Below are 24,095 nucleotides of genomic sequence, written 5' to 3'. Positions count from 1 at the left end.
ATCGCTACTCCCGAATCTTCAGGAGGCCTTCCTCATCGACCAAACGACCAACGGCGATGACTTGCTCGACCACTGCCGCCACACGTTCTCGTACCGAGGCCGAGATAGCTCGGATGCCCATGGCGCGCGCAACGCGTTCGATGACCTGATCGCGATTCGCACCAAAGTTACGCGCTACGACGATGACGATGGCCTCTGCAAGTTCTGCCTCCGGTAGGTACTCCGCCCGGCGGAGCGCCAGTGAAGATACCTGCGAACGATCGCGTGGAACAACAGGTGCGCTGGCGATGGCGAGCCAGGCGCCGTCCCGAACCACGGAGTTCTGGCGGACAGCTACATCGATTGCCCTTTCGACGGCGTCCTGAATGCGACTTCCAGCTCGCTTGACGCCCCAGGCGTCACGGACACGGGACACGACCTCATCGGTATGCACGGGCCCTTCGATGCGCACAACATCAACCGCTATCTCGGTAAGAATGCCTGTCGGAGTTTCGTGGATTTCTTCCGAACGATGTGTTGGCCGCTGTGGGCTCGCTTCGACATACGGTTCGAAGGTGAAATCACCGTCTTCAGCCCTCACTTCCCGTTCGATGGCGGCTGCAGCGATAGCCTGCTCAACTGAAAGGACTTCCTCGGCTACGCGCTCGTCGAACGCAGCACCCGCTGCATCGATCTGCCGGCAGACAAGGTCGAGCTGTTCTTGGGGACGCTGGAACCAATCGGTGCTCCAGATGCGGTGGAGGTTCCAGCCATGATCAAGCAGAACCTGCTGGCGGAGGCGGTCACGGTCCCGGGCGGACTGAGCGCTGTGGTACGACGCGCCATCGCATTCGATGCCCAGGAGGAAGCGACCTGGGCGCTCCGGATCAGTCACCGCAAGGTCGATGTAGAACCCGGCCAGGCCCACCTGACGCTGGACACTGTATCCCCGAGCCTCGAGCGCTGCTGCAACCTGCTCTTCGAAGATGGAATCGAAGTCCCGTCCCGTGACGGCCGCCGTGTCGAGCTTCCCCGTGCGGGCATAGCGGAGAAAGATGCGGAACGCCTCGATCCCTTTGCGGCTGGCGGAAAATGCGGGATCGATGTCCTCATCGGTGATCGAGGAGAACACCTCGCATCGCTGCTTGGCACGGCTGATCAGCACGTTGAGCCGGCGCTCGCCGCCCTCGTTGTTGAGAGGCCCGAAACGCATGGGTACCTTGCCGCCCGGTACGGTCGGTCCATAGCCAACCGAGATGAAGATGACATCCCGCTCGTCACCCTGAACGTTTTCAAGGTTCTTGATGAAGAACGGCTCACTGTTGCGGCGGTTGAAGAAGGCCTCCACCTCCGCTGGCAAACCACGGCGCAGCACTTCAAGCTCGTCGAAGATTGCGCGGCTTTGCGATGCGGAGAACGCTGCCACACCCAAGGACAGCTTCGGGTGCAGTCGGGCGTGCTGGACGATGGCCTCAGCGACTACCTTGGCCTCTGGCCCGTTGACGCTCTTGACCGGTGAACCGAAGACGCCATCCCGAACAGGGTGGAAGCGCAGGCCCCGCCCACCCTCCTGAGTCCAGGGGCTGGGCACGATGAACAGCTTGTTTTCATAGAACTGGCGGTTGCTGACCGCAATGAGCGACTGGTGGCGGCTACGGTAATGCCAGCGGAGCATGCGCATGGGCAGGCCGCGTGCGGTAAACAGGCCAAGGATGCTTTCAACATCGCCGACCTTCGTTGGCTCATCCTCGTCGATGTCTTCATCGCCACTGGTGAGCTTGGCAAAGAAACTGGTTGGCGGTAGCTGACGAGGGTCACCGACCACAACTACCTGCTTGGCGCGAGCCACCGCACCCAGGGCGTCGACCGGCTGGATCTGGCTCGCTTCGTCCATCACGAGCAGGTCGAACTCCAGTGCGCCCGGCGGCAGGAACTGCGCGACCGACAACGGGCTCATCATGAAGACCGGCTTCAGGGCGGTAAGCGCAGGGGCCGCGCGTTCGACCAGCTTTCGCAAGGCCATGTGACCCTTCTTCTTCTGAATTTCCCCCCGAAGCACCCCGAGTGGGCCAATCGAACCACTGTCCCTTCGAGGAACATTCTGGTGGTGAACCTGAACGACTTCGCCTGCCGCCGCTGCGATGCGCTGGCGGTCAAGGTCGGCGAACTCGCGGACGATATGGCCGTGGGCGACGCCATCGAAGCGGCCCAGAGCCGGTTCAGCCTTCAGCACCCGACGGTATTGCCCTTCAAAATAAGCGAACTCGAACGCAGCGACCGCGCTCGTCGTCGATAGCCGTCCATCGGCAAGTCTGGCGACGACATCCGCGCAACCGTCGCGAATGGCTTGTGCAGCACGATCGCGATAGGCCAGCCACCGGTGCAGTTCTTCCTGTTCGGTAACCCAGCGTGATAGCCGTGCTGCCAGGGAATCCAAATGCACCTCATAGATCCGCGGCGCACCGACACTGGCTGACAGATCGAGTGCAAGCTCATCTGCAATGGAGTGGAAGGCCGTGGCGAGATGCGCGGCCTGCTCGTCAAGAGCCACGGCGCGAGGAATGAGCGCCTCACGCTCGTTGACTCGACCGGCCAGCGCGCGGATGTCTCCATTGACTTTCAGCCAACCAGCGGCTGTCGAGAGGGCGTCCCAATCACTGTCAAGCCCTCGCCACGCGGAGCCGAACAGCGCGTGGCCGAGGCTATACCCATCTCGTACGCCCTGGCGCTCCTTGCGTCCCGCGTCCAGCCTTTCAAAAATGGCACAGGCTGATGCTGCGCTGGTGGGGGGCTGAATCAGGAAGCGGCTGGCCGTCGACCAGGCGTTCGTGTGGCGGACGGCGAGCTGCAACAACGACTCAAGGTCGAGTTGTTCAGGCGCGGTGGCGTCACCGAACACCTGCGTTGCCTGCGCAAGAAAATCGGTATGGACGCCGGACAGGTCGGGAGCGACCTGGGAGAGCAAAAGGCTTACGTGCTTCGAACGCTGGGCGACATCATCCTTCTCAGGACCGCGGGAAGCGATGAGGCGGGGTTCTGCCCCGAGCCCGCGCAGGGACCGCATCCATTCAACCAGAGCCACCAGCGGCGCGGAGGCCGAGCGATCGCCTTGCCAGTCTCCAGCGAAGGCAGCCTTGCCGAACCTGTCTTCATCGCGCAGCACGCGCCGCGCTTCCTGACCGCGGATCAGGGTATCGAGAGAAGCCAGGGTCACCGGGAGAGGTTGGGCGGGCTGAACCAGGACCGAGCGCATGAGCTTGTTGGCTGCACGCCAGTCGCCACTGAGGAAGCGGAACAGGCTCGTGCCCTTGGCCGCGAGCGCGGCGCGGGCCGGACCTACGTCGATATCCCAGGCGAGCTCGTGGAGCTGACCTGCCAGTGACGTACGAACCCCTTCGAGGTCGGCAGCGGTCTGGGCGATCTGCCCGGCCCGCTCTACGCCGCCGTCCCATAGCTCGGAAGCGAACGTTTCGGGGCTTGCCGGTGGCGCATTTGCAACCCGCTCGCCGATCTTGGCGAGGCGGGCAAACTCCCCAGCGGTCGGCGTGCATTCGCGGCCCAGTGCGTGAGCGAGACCGCGGCCCGCCTGCAATAGCGCCGGGATGGCGTCGCGGACGGCGCAGAGGCGGCGAACAGCGTCCGCATCGAAGTCACCAGGGCATTCGGTGAGCGCCTGCTGCACTTCGTGAGTGTCCTCGTCCCACGCCTCGACATTGACTTCGCTCGACAGCGACTGGCGCAAGGCGGCATAGCGATGACCCAACGCCAGCAATGTATCAACCGCCGATGCGTTCGACCAACCGTCATCTGCCATGGCGTCGGCATCAAGCACAGGCGCCAAACTGATGCGCCGGGCGAGTGCGCTGACAGCGGCCAGTTCGTCGAGCCTGGACGGAGGCTGGGCTTCCAGCAGACTGGCAGTAGCATTCATGTACTGCCGGGAGTCCTCGAGCTGGCCGCGCAGCGTTTCGATACGGGCGACGAGACGCTCACGATCGGTGGGCAGCATCGCTTCGATGCCCACCCCGGTAAAGGCGTGGTCGTAGGGTCTGCCGATGATCTCGATCCGTGTGACCAAGTCATTCAGAAGCGCATGACGCCGTTCGAAACCATCCACCCCCCAAGCTTCGATCCCCTCCAGAACGACATCATTGGGCATCACCCCCGCTTGCCGCAGGCGTGCGAGATGGCCCATGACCTGGAAAGAAGACAGACTGGATGCTGGGTCGACGGCATGCAGCCGGGCCACATGGCCGTTCAACTCGTCCCGCGCTTCGGTCAGGCGAGCAATCAGGCTTCCCGTGGGAGCTGGCTTCGGGGCTCCGAGATCCCAGGTGCGTCGTAGCTCATCGAGTACCGCGCGCTTATTGGCCTTGTTGCTATGGAGTTCCAGGCACGCATCGCCCACGCCCTTTTCGTCAAGGCGCCGTTTTACCACCTCCAGAGCAGCCATCTTTTCGGCCACGAACAGGACCGTTTTGCCGTCCTTGATAGCCGACGCAATGATATTGGCGATCGTCTGGCTCTTGCCGGTGCCAGGAGGGCCCTGGATGACCATGTCGCGACCGCGACGCACCTCATGGATGGCAATGGCTTGCGAACTGTCGCAATCGAGGATGTGGAGCATGTCCGCCGGCGGGATGACAGGATCAATGTTGGCGCTCTCGTCGAGCATTCCCTCTCCACCTGGGAAGCCGTCTGAGAGCAGGCCCTTAATGAGTGCGCGATCGACGAGTGTGTTGCCCTTGGGCCACACGGCAGGGTCGAGGTCTCTGTACATCAGGAATTTGGCAAACGAAAAGAACCCGACGGTCATCTCGTCAGGCAGCACTTCCCACTGGGGCTTGTCCGCCACCGCAGCCGCGACCTCTGCAAAATAGGCATCGATGTCGAAGCTGTCGCTGGCTTCGAAGGCGGGCATACGAAGCTTGTGGATGCGGTCCAGGTACGCTTCCAACGACAGGTTGGATGCGACATCTTCAGCGCGAGCCTTGAGTCGGAATTTCTCGCCCGCCGTTCCGCGGTTCAACTCGACCGGAATTAAGATCAGGGGCGCATGGCGAACGTTGGCCGCATTGTTCGGATCGATCCACTTGAGGGCGCCAAGGGAGGCAAAGAGGACGTTGACGCCCTGCTCTTCCTCGAGTGTCTTTGAGTTCAGGTAGAGCTCGAGCAGATGCTTTTGCAGACCCTTGCCCGTGAGGCGAGTCTGGAGTTTTGTGTCGCTGTGACGGGTGAGCACGCCCCTCTCGTCGACGCTGTCGTCGGGTTGGGCAAGCTGGTCGATTTCATCGGAGTCTTTGGCCGGCTTTGCATCGTCGGCTGCCGAATCATTATCGGACTCATCAGTTGCCGCCTTGCCGGCCAGGAATGTAAACGCTTTTCCCTCCCGAACGAGGAGGCGATAGACCTCGGATGGCTTCTCATCGACGACCGCAATTGCCGAGGTACGGCTCGATCGCGGCATATTAAGGAGTCGATTTCGCGCTGAGAGGTCAAGCAACTGTGTGCGCGCGTGCTCGAGCTTCTCGGCGTTAGGAAGCGCGCTCTGGAAAATCGACGCATCCGCGGGCGAGTCGGGCGTCGCTGCTTCTATCTTACTGTCCATTGTCATGTCTCTAGCGGAACATCTCCGCCGAACGGGCCCTTCATTGGGCGATCAGTGTATTTTCGCATCTCTGGCGGACATACGCCGGCTGCCGATAAGGGCAGGAGCCAAGTTGCGACCAGCAATCCCCTTCCAACATCGAAACTGCGTGCGCCTGTTCTAGATAGCATCCATATTAATCCACTGGAAGGCACTTCAAGTGCGGCGTTTTGATGTCAAGCAATCAATTTATGTAGAGGGCACAATAGGTATGTCCTTACCAATTTTGTACATTTCCCCTGTCACACCTTCCATAGGCTTCTGTGCTCTGTCCTCGGTGTGCCCTTGCCGGCCTTTTCGCACAACCCGCCAAAACCAGGGACGCCTATGCGTGACTATGGTTCTCCTCATCCTCGCTGTGTCGTGACTCGGTGCTATCACCTCCAGGCAGAGCTTGATGACTTGATCGACCTAGCCCTCTTCGTCCTCAACTTATTTGGCCGGGTCATAGGCCGAACCTACCTTATTCGGATCCGCATGGGAACAACTGCGTATCCAACCAGGTCTTGAGGTAGCCGATCTCTTTCAGTGCTGTTGAAATGGTTCCGCGGATGCCGTGGCCAGTCAGATGATACTCGTAATCCATTCGCTTCAAGCTGCGTTGAAGGTGTTCCCGCTGATGCTTTTTTTGAGTTCGCTGGGCTGCGCAACCACGTGTATTTGGGCTGGGCGCATCGCTCGCAAGAGGTAGCGCACGGTCGGAAGCTGATTTTAGCTAAAGGGGCAATCTGACATGGCCGGACGCTTACGCTCTACTAACATCGAAAGCTCAACGAATATCAATAGGTGAGTACGAGGCTGATACCCACTGGCTAACGCCATTCTCCGCGGAGCGAGGCCTACCGCTACGATGGCCTGCTGGTAACGGGCCTAGCTGGCCCTTGCCAATGCACCGGTAACCCGGCAACGCCAGGCGCATGAACTCATCCGGTTTGGTCATGTACTCGGCATAGCGCTCGAAGCCATTACGGGCTTCGACGTCGGTGTGATGGACAACCCCAAGGAAGCATTTCTTGTAAAACTGTTTGCGCGCGTTGCAGTTGTAGTGGGTGCCCATGCCCTGAGTGATGTCATGGTCCCAGTACAACCCAATACGCTGAGCGATGTTGACGTCGTGGCTCGCTTTAGAGCCATCGAAAAAGAACACGCAGTGGTAGTGGGAGCCTTTGCGCTTACCTACCTCCAGCTTCCAGGCATACCCTACAAGGGGGCCAAAGACGCCTTGGTTGAGGGCTGCCAGCAGCGCCTCACGGTGTAGGTGTGTGTCTTGGTCAGAGACTTTGCGCTCAGACCTGAAGTGCTGTGCATAGGCAAGGTCTAGACGCACGATGCACAGCTTGGCATGCCTACGGAACAGGTCAGTTGCGTACTGCATGATGGAGTCAAAGTTCTGCTTGATCGGCCTACGGTACCGCTTGAGGCATACCTTGAACTCAGCAGAACGCGTGACGGCACGGATGGCTGCTACGCAGTCGTTGAGCTGCCGTACGCGTACAGGAGCACCCTCCCCTCGCATATCTACGATGGTTAGGCACAGACCACTCAGCCCATGTGATTGGGCTGAGCTGTAGAATACTTCGAAGTAGGGATTTAACTCGTAATGAGGGAATAACTCTGCTATCGAAGCATGGGTATCAGCTAAGCACTCTAGAAAGTGCTTAGCTTTCGATTTACCTCTAACAACAGGTATGCCGTTGCGAGTATGGTACAACTCGAATAGCTGATGACGGGTGGTCATCAGATCTGACATTAGAGGTAGTAGCTTAAAGACCAGCCTCATTCGTATAAGACCTTCGAAGTCGTTATAGAAGGCACCGTCTTCCTCAGAAGCATTCCTCGCTAGGAAATCGGCACTGGCATCAGCCATCGCTTTGATCGATGTCTGAGCCTGGTTATTCTCCTGAACTTTTTTAGACATGATCCCTCCTGCAATCTGATGATTACCTGTTTGAGTTGGGTGGTTACTCATTAGCGCGCAATGAAAAACTATCCGTACATAGTAAGATCCCAAAGTCAGGATTACCCAACCATGCGTATTCTAAGGGCTAGAGCTAGTAAAGCCCTCCAAAAATTAACGTTCTATTTTTATCCAAAACGACTAACGAACAATCCAAGATAAAACTTAAAGACTAGTCAGAACTGCCCCTCATTGCACATGCCGCACACAGATTAACAACTTATCCAAAAAGGCTCACTAGGCATGCAAACACTGGATGCTACATCTGTGCGTTAGTAAATCTTCACGTGCTAGGCTATAGCCAATATTTCGAGCACCATCCCAGGCCTTAGAGAAGGTATTGTTCAAGTGCATCATATCGCACATCACCTCATCCAGACCGTGGCCATTGATGATCTGATACTGACCGTTTCTAGAGAAGCTGGCTAAAGATCGATGGTTATCGAAGTCGACTCCAAGAGCGCTTGCCCAAGCCCTCTGGATGCAGCGTGCAAGATTGTCATCATTTGACTGGAAATCCTCTAACACCCTATAAGCATCACGATTAAACACGAGCATAGCGTGATAGTGGGAAAAACTACCTTTAGGACCCAACTCTCTTACCCATACGCACCTAACGCGCGTGAATTGAGCGGTGCCATATTTTTTTCTCACTCTATTTCTTTGAGCTAGGATCTTAGTCCTAAGTGACTTTATAAACCTACCCATTATGACACCATCTGAAATTTGGCCCCTCTGCGCTCTCTGAGGAAACCGCAGGTCCACTCTAACTATGAATAGCCTGACATTCTCTTTCACTGCGAAGTGCAACACACAACTTACTACCTGAAAGAAACTGAATACAACTAGAGATCTGGAATTACCATGAAACACAATAGGGCGCTCAATATTAATCATATTCCAATGCCTAGGTATTACGCTAAGACAGGGTGATATGCGCGATTGAGAGGAACACACCCACCCCTATAGCAGAATTTGGACTTCAAAAATTTAACAAACCTTGCAGACAAGCCTAACGAGTTACGTAAGCGTCGATCTTCTTATTAACTTATAACACAGCTCATGCTGTCCGAGAACTGATCCAATCGTTAATCTCATGCTCCAAAAAGCCAACTGCCCCTCCAGGCCTACCCGTCAAGCTAATTCGTTTAGGAAAACTGGGATCATAGTACTTAGACTTTTTATCCATCAAATTATACAGCGTAGCACGCGAAAGACCCGTGCGCTTTACGACCTCCGAAAGTCTCAAAACACAAACAATAACAATCGCGTCGACTGGCTTTAATTCACTCATTCAAAGCATCCTTTTGTTGACGAGAGAAAGTATGCCTGAAGGATTCGCACAAATGTCCAAATCGTAACGGTTACACTCGATTACATGGAAATTACACTGTAGCTCTCCCGAAGCAGTAACGGAGGCTTACCCACAACGTCTGTATAGCGTAGGGTTAGACAGAGGGCAGACTAAACCCTGTGCCAACTCAAGCACTCATGACGGGCCAAGCGATATCCGTTACCAGGAAGCGAGGTGGTTAACCGAACCTGCTAGCTCTAATGATTTCTATTAGATTATTTGATAGCCTTAGGTCTAACGTCAGCGTAGGCGCATGCAAGGAGTGGTTGGGTGAGCAAACATCTGAAGGCAATGAGAGCGCCATTTTCCCTAACAGATGCTGCAAAAGAACTGGGTCGCACAGTAGGCGAGCTGGTGGACCTGCTCCGACGGGCCGAGATTCCGCCGATGATCGAGATTCCACATGGAATGTGCCTGAAGCTTTCTTACGAGGCTGAAAACTTTTTTTTCGACGTTGAAGAGCACATTAGCTACGAATCGAAAATCTGCCACTTAGTAATAGATCATTCTGCGCTATGCAAAATCGCACTAGGAGGCAGAATAACTCAGTTCAAATTTAGTGACGCAGTCCTTAGTACTGGCGAATCAATATCAGCAGAGCTAGCTCACAGAGCTGTCGTGACAAACCTTCAGATCGCTTATCAGGCATCCGGGGTCACTAACTCATCGACAGAAAACAGAATTGAAAAATTTAAGAACCTCTTTTCTGAAAACATCAATTCCAAATATTTCATATTAAAAAAATCTCAAACCATACTAAAATCATCTGAACCACTTTTCAAGCTACCGTACATTTATTATTTTGATTTTTTATTTTCCCATCTAACCAATCCAAGTCACGATGAAATCGAGAGAATTTCCATAACGAATCTAGACTTATTGCTAGCCCCGAATAAAGTTTATGAACTTAAAGCAGAGCTAGAAAAACTTGAAAAGCCGCCATTGAGTCAAGAAAAAGAAACTAATTTAGAGATGCTAAACAGGCTAGCCACTCTCTACCAAACCAGCATCCAGGAGTTATCAGAATCACTGAAAAAAGACTGGAGGGAACATCCAACCTACAAAACCCTCTTCGATAAAATTTATGAAAACCTACCTAGGAAACGTGAAGCGATAGACTGGATAATAAGGGTCTTGGTGGGCCACGTTGATTTAAATGAAACACAGCGTCCAATTCCAGTTTCAAAGCAGGAAGGCTTTTCCTCAGACGCACTAATTAGGTTGAACCAAGCTCAATCAGTTTCCGCCGAAATCCGACAGACTACAGAGGCTAAAGAAGCCGAAAAAGCCGAAAAAGCTAAAGAGCCAAATCTAAAAAGAAAAAGCGAAGGATACTACCACGAGTTAGCTCTTATAGAGTTAGGTTTCCCTTCGCGCGCTATTAACCGGATCAAGACGGTTCTTCAGTAGAATATTATTTTAAAGACCATTGGGAAAAAATTTCACACACACGTGTCTCCCACCCCCGATGTGAGTCGCAAGGTACCGCCTATCAACAAGAACCTCAAATGCAGCGTTGAATCGGCCATCTTTTCTCAAAGGACTAGGAGCCGATTGACGGACGTTATTTTTAAGATGCTCCACAACACCGTATTGCTGATATTTAGTGCTAAACCACCTATATAACAACTCAGCATCCCTTTCCCCAGAAGAGCGCTCTGAGAACATGTAGATAAATTGGTCAACATGCCAAAAGCATAAACGGCAGGAGTATTCCAATGTTTCATATGAAATATCGCCTGCTCTCTCCTCAAAAAAGTGGAGCAATGCTGCAATCCTAGCGATGTTCTCTGGAGTTCTTGCAGCGAGATCAGGCAAGCCATTAAACCTTCCGCCGTGTTTCAGTTCCCAGTTAACCGCATTCTTGATAGACAACCAGTAGCTTTTTGCTTCTGGGGAGAACCTTAAACAAGAACGATATACACCACACAATCCCATTTTCAGAAAACGACTAACTTTTTCATTAAAAATGGCTAGGTGACTCCATTCGAGCACCCTAGAGTCTTCGAATTGGCCTAAAATATTCTGGGGTATTGATAATGCTAGGCAGCGGGCGAAAAACCCAGACTCTCGCGCCAATGCGCCATATCGACCGATAAATGATTCAAACACACCGGGTTGACTCATAATAAGCACAGACAACCTGGCATCCACTAAAGAGAAACTCTCTCCAGTTTTTCTGTCGACAGTTACGCGATCTCCGCTCCAAATTTGATTCAATGCAGGCATATTCTTCATCGCATGTTGCGATAGGATGATCCCCCCTTCGCTAGTAACCAGCCATGCGTTTTTCCCGCCACCAGACATAGAGGCCAAGAGCGCCTCAGGGGTAGTATCTTCGAACATTATCCGATGTAGCCTCGGAGCCGACGGCTTTTGCTGGTCATGCTCGAGCAGCGCTTCAACAAGCCCATATCCCCCCGTCCTATTTCCGCTCTTCCTTAGTAACTGCTTTCGTTGATAATTCCATACTTCTAGCTTTGTCTTATAAACTGTCATCTCCAGTGCGTAGGACTCTTGCTGGGATGCCTCGAATTCTTCGAACGGCTTTTTGAATAGATTCACAGTTCTATTTTTCCCGCCTCCGGATGGAACTGTTATCAAAGCATTAAGAGAGACAGGTAAACTACCCCCGTTTGGCATCTCTAACCCGGCAATTGCTTGCACGCTAGCAGCAACCGCACTTAGAGCGGTAATTGAAGTAAGCGCTAATGGCAAACCAAGATTCTGTGCAGCCTCAACGACCGCACCATTAAATACAGGATGAGCTTGAGATAAAGCGGGATATTGCGAGCCAGACGCAGGCATATTAGAGTAGTTAACAATATAGCTCATGATTCTATCTCCTGACGGGGCTATTGGCTTGCCATGAGGAGCCTAACAGCAGAGACGAAGGCATTTGGTATTTTGTAACGGTTACATCCAATCACACTCCAATTACATCTGAAAACTGACGTGCGCAACCTTCCTACAAGCAGCTATTTTGCTACGAATAGCAGGAATAGCTGCTACTCGGACAAGGCATAAGCCCTCATGGAGCAGCTCGACGCTTCCGATCCTAAAAAATTTTAGATCTATATAGCTTAGTTGAATCCCCAGCTGAGCTCTGTCAAATGTCAGCCAAATGCCCCACCTGCAGCAGCTATAAGACTCTCTCAATTAATTCGGCATACCGCATCGCAGTCGTAGCGAAGGCGGTCAACCGGCTGATCATCCATCAGGTCTCAAAAAATCGGAGAACTGCTCGGAACCCATTAGTAGTAGCGACTCTTGAAGAGTTAGCCGCGAGGCTTTTTGATGCGTTAGACCTAGCTTTAAAAATCAAATATCAAAACGTTTCAGATACCAGTGCAACTCATGTATGCATTCGCTGCGGCCTTTTATTTAGCGTATGCCCCAACTTATCTCTAGATACAAATCCAAACCCATAGGGGATAACTAAAATGGCACATGAAATCCAACAAATGGCTTATGTCGGTGCTACACCCTGGCATGGTCTGGGTAACCAGCTACCACAGAATCAGCCTCTTGAGGTCTGGCAGCAACAAGCCGGTATGAACTGGCAGATTGAATCTAGTCCTGTCCATTTCAAATCCACGACTAAAGGCCCGCTGTCCGAGATCCACTCCTTCGCCGATCAAAAGGTGCTTTATCGGTCAGACACGCTGGAGCCGTTGTCCGTCGTGTCGCATCGTTACCAGGTGGTTCAGCCAGCCGAAGTCCTCGAATTCTACCGAGACCTTACCGAGGTCTCGGGTTATGAGCTTGAGACCGCTGGTGTGCTCAAAGGAGGCCGCAAGTTCTGGGCCCTCGCCCGCACTGGACAGTCGACAGCGCTTAAAGGAAAGGACGAGGTGGGCGGCTATCTGCTGCTGGCAACGTCTTGCGACGGCACGCTAGCCACTGTAGCTACGCCCACCACGATTCGCGTCGTTTGCAACAACACCTTGGCTATGTCGCTCGGGAGTGCAACCGGCGCGATCAAAGTGCCTCACAGCACCCGCTTCGATCCGCAAACGGTGAAAAAGCAGTTGGGTATCGCCTTCTCGCAATGGGACGACTTCATTTACCGCATGCGCCAACTCGCGGAACGCAAGGTATCCCCTCAGGAAGCCCAAGCATACTTCGGGCAGATCCTACACACCGAAGTCACCTCACGCAGCAGAACCAAGCCTGCGGTAAACCATGCTTTCCAGAAGACTATGGCGCTCTACACAGGGCGCGGTCGAGGGTCTGATCTGGTATCAACCAAAGGTACTGCCTGGGGCTTGCTGAACGCCGTCACCGAGTACGTGGATCATGAGATGCGTGCCCGATCGGTAGACTACCGCTTGGACTCGGCCTGGTTCGGCCCAGGCGCAGGGATCAAACAGCGTGCGTTGGATGCTGCGCTTGAGCTCGTTGCCTGAACGTTCAGGCGCATATATGGGATGCCCTGAGGGCATCCCATATTTCTTTTTTAGGTACAAAGGAGTTCATAATGTTGAAGCTAGCGCTGGGCTGCGCCCTTGCGGCATTAACCCTGATACTCAGCACGGCGAAAGTTATCGTCGCTGCAGAGCTCAGCCTGCTTACGGTAAGCTTGCTTGCCGCAGCATTGGGATTGGTGGTCCTGGCCGCCAGGGCTGCCGGTGAACCGAACAGCGGTCATACAGCCGCTTAGTCCCAATAGAGGCGCACAACTGCAGTGGGGGGACAGATGGGTGAACAACTGACGCTAAAAACCAAAAAGCCCCGCATTGCGGGGCTCTTAGGACACATAATGGCGGAGAGATAGGGATTCGAACCCTAGGTACCGGTGAAGGTACAACGGATTTCGAATCCGTCCCATTCGGCCACTCTGGCATCTCTCCAACGGCGCGCATCATAACAGCATCAACGCAGAAGGCGAAGCCCTTCTGCTGTTTTTTTTCGTGCTATCAAGCGCTTGCGTGTTTTTTCCGCTTAAAGCGGCACGCCCAGACGGTTTGCGACTTCTTCGTAGGCTTCGATGACGTCGCCCAGACCCTGGCGGAAGCGGTCCTTGTCCATTTTCTTGCGGGTGTCCTTGTCCCAGAGGCGGCAGCCGTCCGGGCTGAATTCGTCGCCGAGGACGATTTCACCGTGGAATACGCCGAATTCGAGTTTGAAGTCGACCAGCAGCAGGCCGGCGTCGTCGAACAGCTTGGTCAGCACGTCATTGACCTTGATCGACAGCTCTTTCATGCGAACCAGTTGCTCGGCAGTGCCCCAGCCGAACGCCACAACGTGGGATTCGTTGATGAACGGGTCGCCCTTGGCGTCGTCCTTGAGGAACAGTTCGAAGGTGTACGGGTTGAGCCTGGTGCCCTCTTCGATGCCCAGACGCTTGACCAGGCTGCCAGCTGCGTAGTTACGCACAACGCATTCGACCGGGATCATGTCGAGCTTCTTGACCAGGCACTCGTTGTCGCCCAGCAGCTTGTCGAACTGGGTCGGAATACCCGCTTCTTCGAGCTTCTGCATGATGAAGGCGTTGAACTTGTTGTTCACCATGCCTTTACGGTCGAGCTGTTCGATGCGCTTGCCGTCGAACGCCGAGGTGTCGTTGCGGAACAGCAGGATCAAGCGGTCAGCGTCGTCGGTCTTGTAAACCGATTTGGCTTTGCCGCGGTAGAGTTCTTCACGTTTTTCCATGATGGGCTCCGCTTGCTAAGTAGTTGGGCTAGGCGATATGTCGCCAGTCGAGCCCTGAATCTTGATCGGCCAGTTGCAGCCAGTCCGGGTCGCACCCGAGGGTGTCGACGAAACATTGCCGGGCCAGGTGCGGCAGGTTGTTCTTGCTGCTGAGATGCGCCAGCACCAGGTGCTGAAGGTCCTGCCATCCCAGTTCGCTCACCAGGCTGGCGGCCTGATGGTTGTTCAAATGACCGGTTTCACAGCCAACGCGCTGCTTGAGAAAGACCGGATACTGGCCTCGGGCAAGCATGTCGCGACAGTGATTGGCCTCGATCATCAAGGCATCCAGGCCTTGATAACGCTGTAATACGTTGGAGCAGTAAGAACCAAGGTCGGTCAGCAGGCCAAAGCGGCGCTTGCCGTCACTGAAGACGAACTGCGTCGGCTCAAGCGCATCGTGAGCGACCGACACCACATCGATGTCCAGTGCGCCGATCTGAAGACTCTCCCCGCCTGCCAGCAGGCCGGCAATTTCCACCGGTTTGCGCATTCCGCGCAACGTCCCGCTGCTGAGGTAGACCGGCACATTGTAGCGCCGCGACAGCAAACCCACGCCATGCACATGATCGGCATGTTCGTGGGTCACCAGTATGGCGCTCAGCTGGCTTGCCGAGACGCCCAGACGAGCCAGGCGCCGCTCGGTTTCCCGCAGGGAGAAACCGCAATCGACCAGTACGTACGTATCGTTGCTTGCGACCAGCGTGCCGTTGCCACGACTGCCGCTGCCGAGAACCGCGAAACGCACTTAACCCAGGTTGTCTTGAATAACGCTCAACACGCGACGTGCGATATCCGCAGGTGCAACGGTGTTGATGTTCTTCTCGACGGTCACTTGAACGTTGTCACCGACCTTGCTCAGGCGGACCTGATAGCGTTCGGCGCGGGCATCGATCTCTTCCTTGGTCGACTTGCTGCCAAACATGCGGCCGAAGAAACCAGGCTCGTTTTCAGGCGTCTTGGCCTTTTCAGCCAGGTTGATGTAGTACAGACCCAGGCTGCGGTTGATGTCCTCGACACGCCAGTCGCCCTGATCCAGCGCACGGCCAACGCTCGACCATGCGCGGTCCAGATCGGCACCGAGGTTCAAGACCGGGTTGCCGCTGCCGTCTTCGCTCAAGGCAACACGGCTTGGGGTGTCGTAGTCACGTGCCGCCAGCAGGGAAATCGAACCGCCCTTCTCGGCGTTGCGGCCCATGCTGGCCAGCAGGTCGTCGGTCAGTGCGGCATCAAGGCCCAGGTTGGTGGTGCGCGTCGGGAAGGCCACGTCGGCAGTGCTGCCGGCAGGACGCTCGACGCTGACCACGTAGACTTCACTGGTATTGCGCTGCACGCCCGGCTCGATACGCACCCGCACGCGGGTTTCTGCATCGGCGGCGACGCCGGCAGTGCTCAGACGCTTGGCCACCGAAGCGGACAGCTCATCAAGGCGCTGCCAGGAAGAGCTGAATTCGCCCGTCTGTGGACGCTCTTCAGCGATACGGAAACCGTTGTCTTCGAAATACTGATGAGCCACCGGCCAGACTTCGGCTGGCTGACGCTGAGCCAGGATCCAGTGCGCATCACCACTCTTCTGCAGGCTGAAGTCGCTCGACTCGGAAGTCGTGCCCAGCGGCTGAGGACGCGGCACGATGTACTCGCCGTCTTTCTGGGTGCTGTCAGCCACGTTACGCGGGATCGGCAGCAAAGGATCCAGACGCTTGACGCCGCTAACATCGGCGGGCAACTGCATGGGTGGGGTCTGGGTCGCCTGGAGGTAATCACTGCCGCGATCACGGAAGTAACCATCTTCGCCCCAGAGCCAACCGCAACCGCTGGTGCTGGAGATAATAAGAGCAAGTGCGGAAAGTCCGGCCAATCGCTTCATTGCGTGATACTTCCTCAATTAAACCAGGACGCCGGACTGGCGCATGGCCTGACGCAGCGGTTCATGACAGGCTTCGCTGAGCCAGGTAAGCGGCAGACGGATACCGTCTGGCATCAAACCCATTTCATGCAAGGCCCACTTCACGGGGATAGGGTTGGATTCGATGAACAGGGTGTTGTTGAGCGGCATGAGCTTTTCGTGAATCGCCCGGGCCGTTTGCGCATCGCCACGCATGGCCGCTGCGCACAGATCGCTCATGGCGCGCGGTGCAACGTTGGCGGTCACGGAAATATTGCCCTTGCCGCCCAGCAGCATCAATTCGACTGCTGTAGCGTCGTCGCCGGAGTACACCAGAAAATCGCTGCTGACGCTGGCCAGGATGTCCTTGGCGCGTTGCAGGTTGCCGGTGGCTTCCTTGATACCAACGATGTTTTTTACCGTCGACAGACGCGCAACGGTCTCTGGCAGCATGTCGCAGGCCGTACGGCCCGGCACGTTGTAGAGGATCTGCGGGATGTCGACAGTATTGGCGATGTGGCTGAAATGCTGGAACAGGCCTTCCTGAGTCGGCTTGTTGTAGTAAGGCGTCACCAGCAGGCACGCGTCGGCACCCGCATTTTTGGCGTTGGTGGTCAGTTCGACGGCTTCACGCGTCGAATTGGCGCCTGTACCGGCGATAACCGGAATGCGACCTGCAACCTGAGTGACCACCCGGCGGATGACTTCGATGTGTTCGTTCACATCCAGCGTCGCCGACTCACCGGTGGTGCCTACGGCAACAATGGCGTGGGTGCCCTCTTGCAAGTGGAAGTCAACCAGTTTGCTCAGGCTGTCCCAGTCCAGACGACCTTGTGCATCCATTGGTGTGACCAGTGCCACCATACTGCCCGCAATCATGCAACCGCTCCTGCCGGAAAAAGAGAGCCGTAATGGTACTGGCGCTATCAGCCTTGTACAAGCGAAGTACCGCGCTCTGAGCATTCCCCTGAGCGATGGTTTTCGCTACCCTTCGTCCTTTGATCGGTACTGGTCACCTGCGCACCTCGCTCAATCGGTCGAATTTGTCGCCAGAAGCCCCGCCCCAGCGCACTCCAGCCCAGTCATGGTATATCCATACAGGCCAGGCGCCGAGGGACCCGGCAAGTTATCTTGCGCCATCGATTGTCGAAACAGCCCCGCAAGTCCGAAAAAGTACCGACCGCTCATCGTCTAGGAATGCTGCATGTCGTCCACCCCCACAGTTCGCGAACAATTCCTTGTCATCAGTGCCATTGGCGCAAACCCCATGGAGCTGACCAACGTCCTGTGCCGCGCCAGCCATGAAAACCGCTGCTCGGTCGTCACCTCGCGCCTCACCCGCCACGGCGAGTGCAGTGCGCTGATTCTTCAGGTGTCGGGCAGCTGGGACGCTCTGGCGCGCCTTGAAACCGGCCTGGCGAGTCTCTCCAAGAAGCATGCGTTCACGACCAGCGTCGTGCGCAGCGCCACTCTGGAGAACCGTCCGGAAGCCCTGCCCTACGTGGCCTACGTCAGCTCGGCGTACCGCCCGGACATCATCAATGAGCTGTGCCAGTTCTTCATCGACCACAACGTCGAGCTGGAGAACCTGATCTGCGACACCTATCAGGCTCCGCAGACCGGCGGCACCATGCTCAACGCCACGTTCACGGTGACACTGCCTGCCGGGACACAGATCAGCTGGCTGCGCGATCAATTCCTCGATTTCGCCGACGCGTTGAATCTGGACGCACTGATCGAACCCTGGCGCCCACAAGCCCCAATGTAAGGAGTCCTCATGACTGTCACAGTAGATCATCCGGTTCCCGATTTTCAGGCACCCGCTACCAGCGGACAGACTGTCGAGCTGTCTGCGCTAAAGGGTCAGCAGGTGGTGATTTATTTTTACCCGAAAGACAACACGCCCGGCTGCACCACCCAGGGCCAGGACTTTCGTGACCATATTGCGCAGTTTCAGGCAGCCAACACGGTTGTGCTCGGTGTTTCGCGCGACAGCCTGAAGACCCACGAAAACTTCAAGGCCAAGCAGTCTTTCCCGTTCGAGCTGATTTCGGACAAGGACGAAGCGGTCTGCCAGCTGTTCGACGTCATCAAGCTCAAGAAGCTCTATGGCAAGGAATACCTGGGCGTCGACCGCAGCACCTTCCTGATCGACAAGGAAGGCGTACTGCGTCAGGAATGGCGCGGCGTGAAAGTGCCGGGCCATGTGGCTGAAGTATTGGCGCAGGCAGAAGCCCTGAACAAAGGCTGATCCGCGTGCCCCGCTGCGGCGCGCAAGGTGCCGCAGCGATTCAGCGCTGCGGCTGTGACTATCGCGTCAAAGCAGCGGAGCTACCGTAGGCTCATTGCGAGGCCAGGCGTCGAGCACGGCTTTGAACAGCGTGGCCAGCGGAATCGCAAAGAAAATCCCCCAGAACCCCCACAGTCCCCCGAACAGCAGCACGGCGCAGATGATTGCGACCGGGTGCAGATTGACGGCCTCGGAAAACAGCAGCGGCACCAGCACGTTGCCATCCAGCGCCTGAATGATGCCGTGAGCGATCATCAGGTAGATGAACTGATCACCCCAGCCCCACTGGAACAGACCGATCAATGCCACCGGCACAGTGACCACCACTGCGCCGACATAAGGCACGACCACCGATATGCCGACCAGCATTGCCAGCAGCGCCGCGTAATTGAGCCCGAGCGCGGCGAAAGCGATGTAGGTCACGCCACCACAGATGAATATCTCGATGACTTTGCCGCGAATGTAATTGGCAATCTGGCGCTTCATCTCATCCGCCACCCGGTTGATCAGGGCACGCTCACGGGGCAGATAGCCACGCGCCCAGCGGCCGATCATGTGCCGATCCTTGAGGAAGAAGAACACCAGAATCGGCACCAGCACCAGATAGATCATCAGGTTGACCAGCAACGGCAGGCTGGAAATCGAGAACGTCAGCGCCAACTGGCCGATCTTGCCCACTTCACCACGGGCAACCTCGATGGCCAGCAGCACTTGCTCGTCGGACACCAGATGCGGATAACGCTCGGGCAGCAGCAACAGCACCGACTGCCATTTGGCGAGCATGCCCGGGGCTTCGTTGAACAAGGTGATCAACTGGTGCCAGAGCAGTGGCACCAATACCAGCAGGAACACCAGCAATACGCCGATGAAAAGGGTAAACACCAGACCGACGGCGGCCATTTCAGGCATGCGCAGGCGTTCCAGAGCACTGACCAGCCCGTGCATCAGAAACGCCAGCACCAGACCGGCTATGACCGGCGCCAGCATGCCGCCCAGCGTCAGGACAAGGGTGAACGCCAGAAACAGCAAAACTGCCAGGACCACCGCCTCCTCGTCAGAGAAGTAGCGTTGCACCCAATTGCGAAGCACATTGAACATCAAACATCCTTTTCGGAAAAAAACGCTGCAGTGGGTCAGGCCTTGCGCAGCCAGTAACGATAAATGCCGGCATCGAACTCTTCATGCAGCAACTCGTGCCCGGCAAGCCTGGCGAAAGTTCGAAAATCGCGCTGCGAACCGGCATCGGTGGCAATCACTTTCAGCACCGCGCCGCTGGCCAGGCGGTTGAGCTCCATCTTGGCCTTCAGCAGGGGCAGCGGACAGTTGAGACCACTGGCATCCAGTTCAGCGTCACAGGCCTCGGGGCGCACTACAGCGTCAGACATCGTTTATCTCCAGGCGGACACATCGGATTACAAAGCAGGTCCGAAAAGGCAGTACGAACAAGGCGGCAAGAATACCTCACTCTGGTCAGCACGCCATCGAGCCAGCTACAGTACAGGTTCTTCTGACCAGAGCTTCGTGCATGAATTTTTTGCGTCCTACACTGCTCACCCTCGCCTGCCTGTTCGCTACACACGGCATGGCGGATGACCTCCCCTCGCTTGGTGACGCCAGCTCCTCGATTGTCTCCCCAGAACAGGAGCACCGTCTGGGCCGTGCGTGGCTGGGGTTGCTGCGCGGCCAGGTGGCGCAGCTGTCGGACCCGCAACTCAAGGACTACGTCGAAACTTCGGTCTACAGCCTTGCCGAGACCAGTCAGGTTCAGGACCGGCGGCTTGAATTCATCCTGATCAACAGCCCGCAACTCAACGCCTTTGCCGCACCCGGCGGCATCATCGGCGTCAACGGCGGCCTGTTTCTCAACGCGCAGACCGAGGGCGAGTACGCTTCGGTACTGGCTCACGAGCTGGCTCACTTGTCGCAGCGCCACTTCGCCAGAGGCATAGAAGCGCAGCAACGCATGCAGGTGCCAGTCATGGCCGCGATGCTGGCAGGTATCGTCATGGCAGCCGCAGGCGCCGGTGATGCGGGTATCGCCACCATCGCCGGCTCACAGGCTGCCGCGATCCAGGAACAACGGCGCTTTTCGCGCCAGAACGAGCAGGAGGCCGACCGCATCGGCATTCTCAACCTGGAGAAGGCCGGTTATGACCCGCGCAACATGCCGACCATGTTCGAACGCCTCATGCGCCAATATCGATTCGACGCCAGGCCTCCGGAGTTTTTGCTGACTCACCCGGTCAGCGAGTCGCGGATCGCCGATACACGCAACCGTGCCGAGCAGGCCAAACCGGGCGGCAAGGAAGACAGCCTGCTGTATCAACTGATGCGCGCCCGTGTGGCACTGATCTACGAAGAAACCCCAGGCATCGCCGCCAAGCGCTTCCGTGCGCAACTGGTTGAAAACCCGAAATCCGATCCGGCGCGCTATGGCCTGGCCATCGCGCAGATCAAGGGCGGACAACTGAACGAGGCCAGGGAAACCCTCAAGCCACTGCTCGAAAAAGCGCCGAACGACATTACCTATAACCTGACGCAGATCGACCTGGACATCACCAATAACCGGCTGGCCGATGCGCAGCAGCGTGTCGATCGCATGCTGACGCTGTACCCCGGCAATTATCCGCTCAATGACGTGCGTATCGACGTGCTGCTCAAGCAGAACCGCACCGCCGAAGCCGAGAAAAGCCTTGAAGCGCTGCTCAAGACCCGCCCGGATGATCCGGACATCTGGTACGTCGTGGCGGAAACCCGTGGCCTGAATGGCAACACCATCGGCCTGCATCAGGCGCGCGCTGAATACTTTGCGCTGGTCGGTGATTTCCGTCAGGCGATCCAGCAACTGGACTTCGCCAAACGCCGTGCGGCCAATAATTTTCAGCTGGCGTCACGTATCGATGCGCGGCAAAAGGATCTGATCGAGCAGGAGCGGATGGTCAAGGACATGATGAACTGATCGTCCGGCGTCGCAAGGCGCCCGATACGACCAGCAATGAAAAAGCCCGACACTTGAGTCGGGCTCTTTCATCATCGCTGTCAGGCGTTGCCTGCCTGTCGCAAGCGCGCTGCCTGGGTGAAGTCCAGCATGCGCTGCAATGGACGCACGGCATTGGGGATCAGCGCCGGGTCGACGACTATCTCGTTACTGCCCTCGCGCAGGCACTGCAAGGTGCGCTCAAGCGTATTCATCGCCATCCACGGGCAATGTGCACAGCTCCGGCACGCCGCGCCGTTGCCGGCCGTAGGCGCCTCGATGAAGACCTTGTCCGGGCACAGCTGCTGCATCTTGTAGAAGATGCCCCGGTCAGTGGCGACGATGAACGTCTTGTTGGGCAAGCGTTGCGCTGCGGCAATCATCTGGCTGGTGGAGCCGACCACGTCAGCCAACTCGATGACCGCTTCCGGCGACTCGGGGTGAACCAGAATCGCCGCCTCGGGATACAGGGCTTTCATGTCTTCGAGCTGCTTGGATTTGAACTCTTCGTGGACGATGCAGGCACCGTCCCACAGCAGCATGTCGGCACCGGTCTCACGCTGGATGTAGCGGCCCAGGTGCTTGTCTGGCGCCCAGATGATTTTCTCACCGTTATCCATCAGGCTTTCGACGATCTCCAGCGCGCAGCCAGAGGTCACCACCCAGTCCGCACGGGCTTTGACGGCTGCCGAGGTGTTGGCATACACCACCACCGTACGTTCCGGGTGCTGGTCGCAAAAAGCGGAAAACTCGTCGACCGGGCACCCCACATCGAGCGAGCAGGTGGCTTCGAGCGTCGGCATGAACACGCGTTTTTCAGGATTGAGGATCTTCGCGGTTTCGCCCATGAAACGTACACCCGCCACCAGCACAGTGCTGGCCGCGTGGTTATTGCTGAAGCGCGCCATTTCAAGAGAGTCGGCCACGCAGCCACCGGTTTCCTCGGCCAGCGCCTGGATAACCGGATCACAGTAATAGTGAGCGACCAGCACGGCGTCCTGCTTCTTGAGTTCCTCAGCAATGTCGGCACGGTAACGCGCCTGCTCTGCCGGGCTCAACGTCCTGGGCTGTTTGGCATCAAGATGCGCCTGCACCAGGAAACGTTCGGAGATCTGTGTCATGTTCACGGGACCTGAAAGCGCCAGTGCGCGAAAGGCAAGTTTACACCCGAAATACAGGCAATAAAAAAAGCCTGACAGAGGCTGCGCCATCTGTACGAAGGCTTATGGCTGATATCCGGTGGATATCGGCCAGACTTCTTAAGGCGCGCCGATTCTAGCGCCAAAAAACTGATTTAACAGCTGTTTCTGGCTCAGCAGGCAGCGATGAGAAGCGTTCCTGAAAACCCGCTTGCCGAGGCGTGATTCCAACCGGCGCCTCAATGAAACGACACCCGTTATGCCCTGTCACAAACATCAGTCCCCCCTTGTGAAGGAGAAAATGACATGGCAAGCGAATCGACCAATACCCCGGTGTGGCTCATCACCGGCTGCTCCACCGGCTTCGGCCGCGAACTGGCCAAACTCGTCATCGCTCGCGGCTGGCGCATCGTGGCAACGGCCAGGGACAAATCTCGAGTTGCAGACCTGGCCGAGGGCACGCAAGGCCAGGTACTGGTTGTCGACCTCGACGTCGGCAAGGCAGACCAGATAGACGCCGCCGTGGCTGCGGCAAAGCAACAGTTCGGCAGAATCGACGTGCTGGTCAACAACGCAGGTTACGGTTATCAGAGCTCGATCGAAGAAGGCGAAGACGCTGAAATCCGTGCCCAGTTCGATGCCAACGTGTTTGGTCTGTTCGCCATCACCCGCGCCTTGCTGCCGATCATGCGCGCGCAACGCAGCGGCCACATCATCAATATCACTTCGGTTGCCGGCCTGATCGGCTTTCCGGGATCAGGCTACTACGCAGCCTCCAAGCACGCCGTCGAAGGTTTTTCCGACGCGCTGCTCGCGGAAGTCAAGCCATTGGGGATTTCCGTCACGTGCGTAGAGCCGGGGCCGTTTCGCACCGACTGGGCAGGACGCTCATTGCGCCAGACGCCATCGCGCATCGACGACTACAAGGACACTGCCACCAAGCGTCTGGAGTCGACCAGGCAATCGAGCGGCAATCAGGCCGGGGACCCCGTACGCGCCGCAGAGGCCATGATCGCCCTGACCCAAAAACCCGATGCGCCGCGTCATCTTGTATTAGGCAGCTGGGGATATGACGCCGTGGTGGCTGATCGTCAGGCACGCTTGAAGCAGATCGAGCAGGTTCGTGACATCAGCATCGGCGCGGACTTTCCGAAAGAGTGAGGTGCTTAGCAC

At 56.5% G+C, this 24,095-nt stretch carries 19 protein-coding genes, 1 tRNA gene and 1 pseudogene; 7 read left to right on the top strand and 14 right to left on the bottom strand.

The features are described from left to right. Nucleotides 1–4 precede the first annotated feature (4 nt). From GE543_RS09690 to GE543_RS09675, 5 genes and pseudogenes are all read right to left on the bottom strand, one after another. Nucleotides 5–5,587, bottom strand: coding sequence for a DUF3320 domain-containing protein (locus GE543_RS09690; RefSeq protein WP_218571921.1), 5,583 nt, complete (start codon nt 5,585–5,587; stop codon nt 5–7). A gap of 474 nt (nt 5,588–6,061) precedes the next feature. Beyond that, nucleotides 6,062–6,322: pseudogene (locus GE543_RS27375) on the bottom strand (integrase); the annotation flags it as partial. Nucleotides 6,323–6,395: 73 nt separating this feature from the next. Next, nucleotides 6,396–7,544 (bottom strand): inovirus-type Gp2 protein, encoded by a 1,149-nt coding sequence (locus GE543_RS09685; protein ID WP_178118578.1) that lies wholly within the window; start codon nt 7,542–7,544, stop codon nt 6,396–6,398. A gap of 276 nt (nt 7,545–7,820) precedes the next feature. Beyond that, nucleotides 7,821–8,480, bottom strand: coding sequence for an inovirus-type Gp2 protein (locus GE543_RS27820; RefSeq protein ID WP_153221315.1), 660 nt, complete (start codon nt 8,478–8,480; stop codon nt 7,821–7,823). 163 nt (nt 8,481–8,643) lie between these two features. Beyond that, nucleotides 8,644–8,877 (bottom strand): AlpA family transcriptional regulator, encoded by a 234-nt coding sequence (locus GE543_RS09675; RefSeq protein WP_153221314.1) that lies wholly within the window; start codon nt 8,875–8,877, stop codon nt 8,644–8,646. 330 nt (nt 8,878–9,207) lie between these two features. Between GE543_RS09675 and GE543_RS09670 the strand changes: the two genes are divergently transcribed. Then, nucleotides 9,208–10,347 (top strand): hypothetical protein, encoded by a 1,140-nt coding sequence (locus tag GE543_RS09670; protein WP_153221313.1) that lies wholly within the window; start codon nt 9,208–9,210, stop codon nt 10,345–10,347. Nucleotides 10,348–10,356: 9 nt separating this feature from the next. On the opposite strand, the gene GE543_RS09665 is transcribed toward GE543_RS09670, so the two are convergent. After that, complete coding sequence (locus GE543_RS09665) at nt 10,357–11,772, bottom strand: YfjI family protein (RefSeq protein ID WP_153221312.1); 1,416 nt, start codon at nt 11,770–11,772, stop codon at nt 10,357–10,359. A 608-nt stretch (nt 11,773–12,380) separates the two neighbouring features. Between GE543_RS09665 and GE543_RS09660 the strand changes: the two genes are divergently transcribed. Together GE543_RS09660 and GE543_RS09655 are read left to right on the top strand one after the other, a co-directional pair. Then, on the top strand, nt 12,381–13,346 hold the full coding sequence (locus GE543_RS09660) for a DUF932 domain-containing protein (RefSeq protein WP_153221311.1): 966 nt from the start codon (nt 12,381–12,383) through the stop codon (nt 13,344–13,346). A gap of 71 nt (nt 13,347–13,417) precedes the next feature. Further along, entirely contained in the window at nt 13,418–13,600 is a 183-nt protein-coding gene (locus GE543_RS09655) for a hypothetical protein (RefSeq protein ID WP_153221310.1), read from the top strand. Nucleotides 13,601–13,700: 100 nt separating this feature from the next. Here GE543_RS09655 and GE543_RS09650 read toward each other — a convergent pair. The 5 genes from GE543_RS09650 to dapA all read right to left on the bottom strand — a co-directional run bounded on the left by GE543_RS09650 (nt 13,701) and on the right by dapA (nt 17,395). After that, nucleotides 13,701–13,790, bottom strand: a tRNA-Ser gene (locus GE543_RS09650). A gap of 91 nt (nt 13,791–13,881) precedes the next feature. Further along, on the bottom strand, nt 13,882–14,592 hold the full coding sequence (gene purC / locus GE543_RS09645; RefSeq protein ID WP_003430849.1) for a phosphoribosylaminoimidazolesuccinocarboxamide synthase: 711 nt from the start codon (nt 14,590–14,592) through the stop codon (nt 13,882–13,884). A gap of 28 nt (nt 14,593–14,620) precedes the next feature. After that, nucleotides 14,621–15,379: an MBL fold metallo-hydrolase gene (locus GE543_RS09640; RefSeq protein WP_011267088.1), complete on the bottom strand. Its 759-nt coding sequence runs from the start codon at nt 15,377–15,379 to the stop codon at nt 14,621–14,623. After that, on the bottom strand, nt 15,380–16,498 hold the full coding sequence (bamC, locus tag GE543_RS09635) for an outer membrane protein assembly factor BamC (RefSeq protein WP_153221309.1): 1,119 nt from the start codon (nt 16,496–16,498) through the stop codon (nt 15,380–15,382). An 18-nt stretch (nt 16,499–16,516) separates the two neighbouring features. Beyond that, nucleotides 16,517–17,395: a 4-hydroxy-tetrahydrodipicolinate synthase gene (gene dapA, locus GE543_RS09630; protein ID WP_153221308.1), complete on the bottom strand. Its 879-nt coding sequence runs from the start codon at nt 17,393–17,395 to the stop codon at nt 16,517–16,519. 325 nt (nt 17,396–17,720) lie between these two features. Here dapA and GE543_RS09625 point away from each other — a divergent pair, with 325 nt between their 5' ends. Both GE543_RS09625 and GE543_RS09620 read left to right on the top strand, forming a co-directional pair. After that, nucleotides 17,721–18,284 carry a glycine cleavage system protein R gene (locus GE543_RS09625; protein WP_153221307.1) on the top strand — a complete coding sequence of 188 codons (564 nt, stop codon included), beginning with the start codon at nt 17,721–17,723 and terminating at the stop codon, nt 18,282–18,284. Nucleotides 18,285–18,293: 9 nt separating this feature from the next. Next, complete coding sequence (locus GE543_RS09620) at nt 18,294–18,767, top strand: peroxiredoxin (protein WP_003317382.1); 474 nt, start codon at nt 18,294–18,296, stop codon at nt 18,765–18,767. 66 nt (nt 18,768–18,833) lie between these two features. On the opposite strand, the gene GE543_RS09615 is transcribed toward GE543_RS09620, so the two are convergent. Continuing rightward, on the bottom strand, nt 18,834–19,904 hold the full coding sequence (locus GE543_RS09615; RefSeq protein WP_003409439.1) for an AI-2E family transporter: 1,071 nt from the start codon (nt 19,902–19,904) through the stop codon (nt 18,834–18,836). 35 nt (nt 19,905–19,939) lie between these two features. Next, on the bottom strand, nt 19,940–20,191 hold the full coding sequence (locus GE543_RS09610; protein WP_032658501.1) for a sulfurtransferase TusA family protein: 252 nt from the start codon (nt 20,189–20,191) through the stop codon (nt 19,940–19,942). Nucleotides 20,192–20,331: 140 nt separating this feature from the next. On the opposite strand from GE543_RS09610, the gene GE543_RS09605 reads away from it, so the two are divergent. After that, on the top strand, nt 20,332–21,765 hold the full coding sequence (locus GE543_RS09605; protein ID WP_003409438.1) for a M48 family metalloprotease: 1,434 nt from the start codon (nt 20,332–20,334) through the stop codon (nt 21,763–21,765). 80 nt (nt 21,766–21,845) lie between these two features. Here GE543_RS09605 and nadA read toward each other — a convergent pair whose 3' ends face one another. Continuing rightward, on the bottom strand, nt 21,846–22,904 hold the full coding sequence (gene nadA, locus GE543_RS09600; RefSeq protein WP_046236775.1) for a quinolinate synthase NadA: 1,059 nt from the start codon (nt 22,902–22,904) through the stop codon (nt 21,846–21,848). Nucleotides 22,905–23,228: 324 nt separating this feature from the next. Between nadA and GE543_RS09595 the strand changes: the two genes are divergently transcribed. Continuing rightward, a complete protein-coding gene (locus GE543_RS09595; RefSeq protein WP_153221306.1) occupies nt 23,229–24,083 on the top strand; it encodes an oxidoreductase in 855 nt (284 codons plus the stop codon). Nucleotides 24,084–24,095: the final 12 nt, after the last annotated feature.

Source organism: Pseudomonas sp. SZ57 (assembly GCF_009495975.1).
Lineage (GTDB): Bacteria > Pseudomonadota > Gammaproteobacteria > Pseudomonadales > Pseudomonadaceae > Aquipseudomonas > Aquipseudomonas syringae.
This window is presented reverse-complemented; position numbering and strand designations above follow the sequence as displayed.

Bases quoted from the DNA above. Each gene is read 5' to 3' on its own strand.
- GE543_RS09665 (WP_153221312.1), bottom strand. From the start codon at position 11,772: ATGAGCTATATTGTTAACTACTCTAATATGCCTGCGTCTGGCTCGCAA.
- GE543_RS09660 (WP_153221311.1), top strand. From the start codon at position 12,381: ATGGCACATGAAATCCAACAAATGGCTTATGTCGGTGCTACACCCTGG.
- GE543_RS09610 (WP_032658501.1), bottom strand. From the start codon at position 20,191: ATGTCTGACGCTGTAGTGCGCCCCGAGGCCTGTGACGCTGAACTGGAT.
- GE543_RS09655 (WP_153221310.1), top strand. From the start codon at position 13,418: ATGTTGAAGCTAGCGCTGGGCTGCGCCCTTGCGGCATTAACCCTGATA.
- GE543_RS09675 (WP_153221314.1), bottom strand. From the start codon at position 8,877: ATGAGTGAATTAAAGCCAGTCGACGCGATTGTTATTGTTTGTGTTTTG.
- dapA (WP_153221308.1), bottom strand. From the start codon at position 17,395: ATGATTGCGGGCAGTATGGTGGCACTGGTCACACCAATGGATGCACAA.
- bamC (WP_153221309.1), bottom strand. From the start codon at position 16,498: ATGAAGCGATTGGCCGGACTTTCCGCACTTGCTCTTATTATCTCCAGC.
- GE543_RS27820 (WP_153221315.1), bottom strand. From the start codon at position 8,480: ATGATTAATATTGAGCGCCCTATTGTGTTTCATGGTAATTCCAGATCT.
- GE543_RS09595 (WP_153221306.1), top strand. From the start codon at position 23,229: ATGGCAAGCGAATCGACCAATACCCCGGTGTGGCTCATCACCGGCTGC.
- purC (WP_003430849.1), bottom strand. From the start codon at position 14,592: ATGGAAAAACGTGAAGAACTCTACCGCGGCAAAGCCAAATCGGTTTAC.
- GE543_RS09605 (WP_003409438.1), top strand. From the start codon at position 20,332: ATGAATTTTTTGCGTCCTACACTGCTCACCCTCGCCTGCCTGTTCGCT.
- nadA (WP_046236775.1), bottom strand. From the start codon at position 22,904: ATGACACAGATCTCCGAACGTTTCCTGGTGCAGGCGCATCTTGATGCC.
- GE543_RS09690 (WP_218571921.1), bottom strand. From the start codon at position 5,587: ATGGACAGTAAGATAGAAGCAGCGACGCCCGACTCGCCCGCGGATGCG.
- GE543_RS09620 (WP_003317382.1), top strand. From the start codon at position 18,294: ATGACTGTCACAGTAGATCATCCGGTTCCCGATTTTCAGGCACCCGCT.
- GE543_RS09625 (WP_153221307.1), top strand. From the start codon at position 17,721: ATGTCGTCCACCCCCACAGTTCGCGAACAATTCCTTGTCATCAGTGCC.
- GE543_RS09615 (WP_003409439.1), bottom strand. From the start codon at position 19,904: ATGTTCAATGTGCTTCGCAATTGGGTGCAACGCTACTTCTCTGACGAG.
- GE543_RS09685 (WP_178118578.1), bottom strand. From the start codon at position 7,544: ATGTCTAAAAAAGTTCAGGAGAATAACCAGGCTCAGACATCGATCAAA.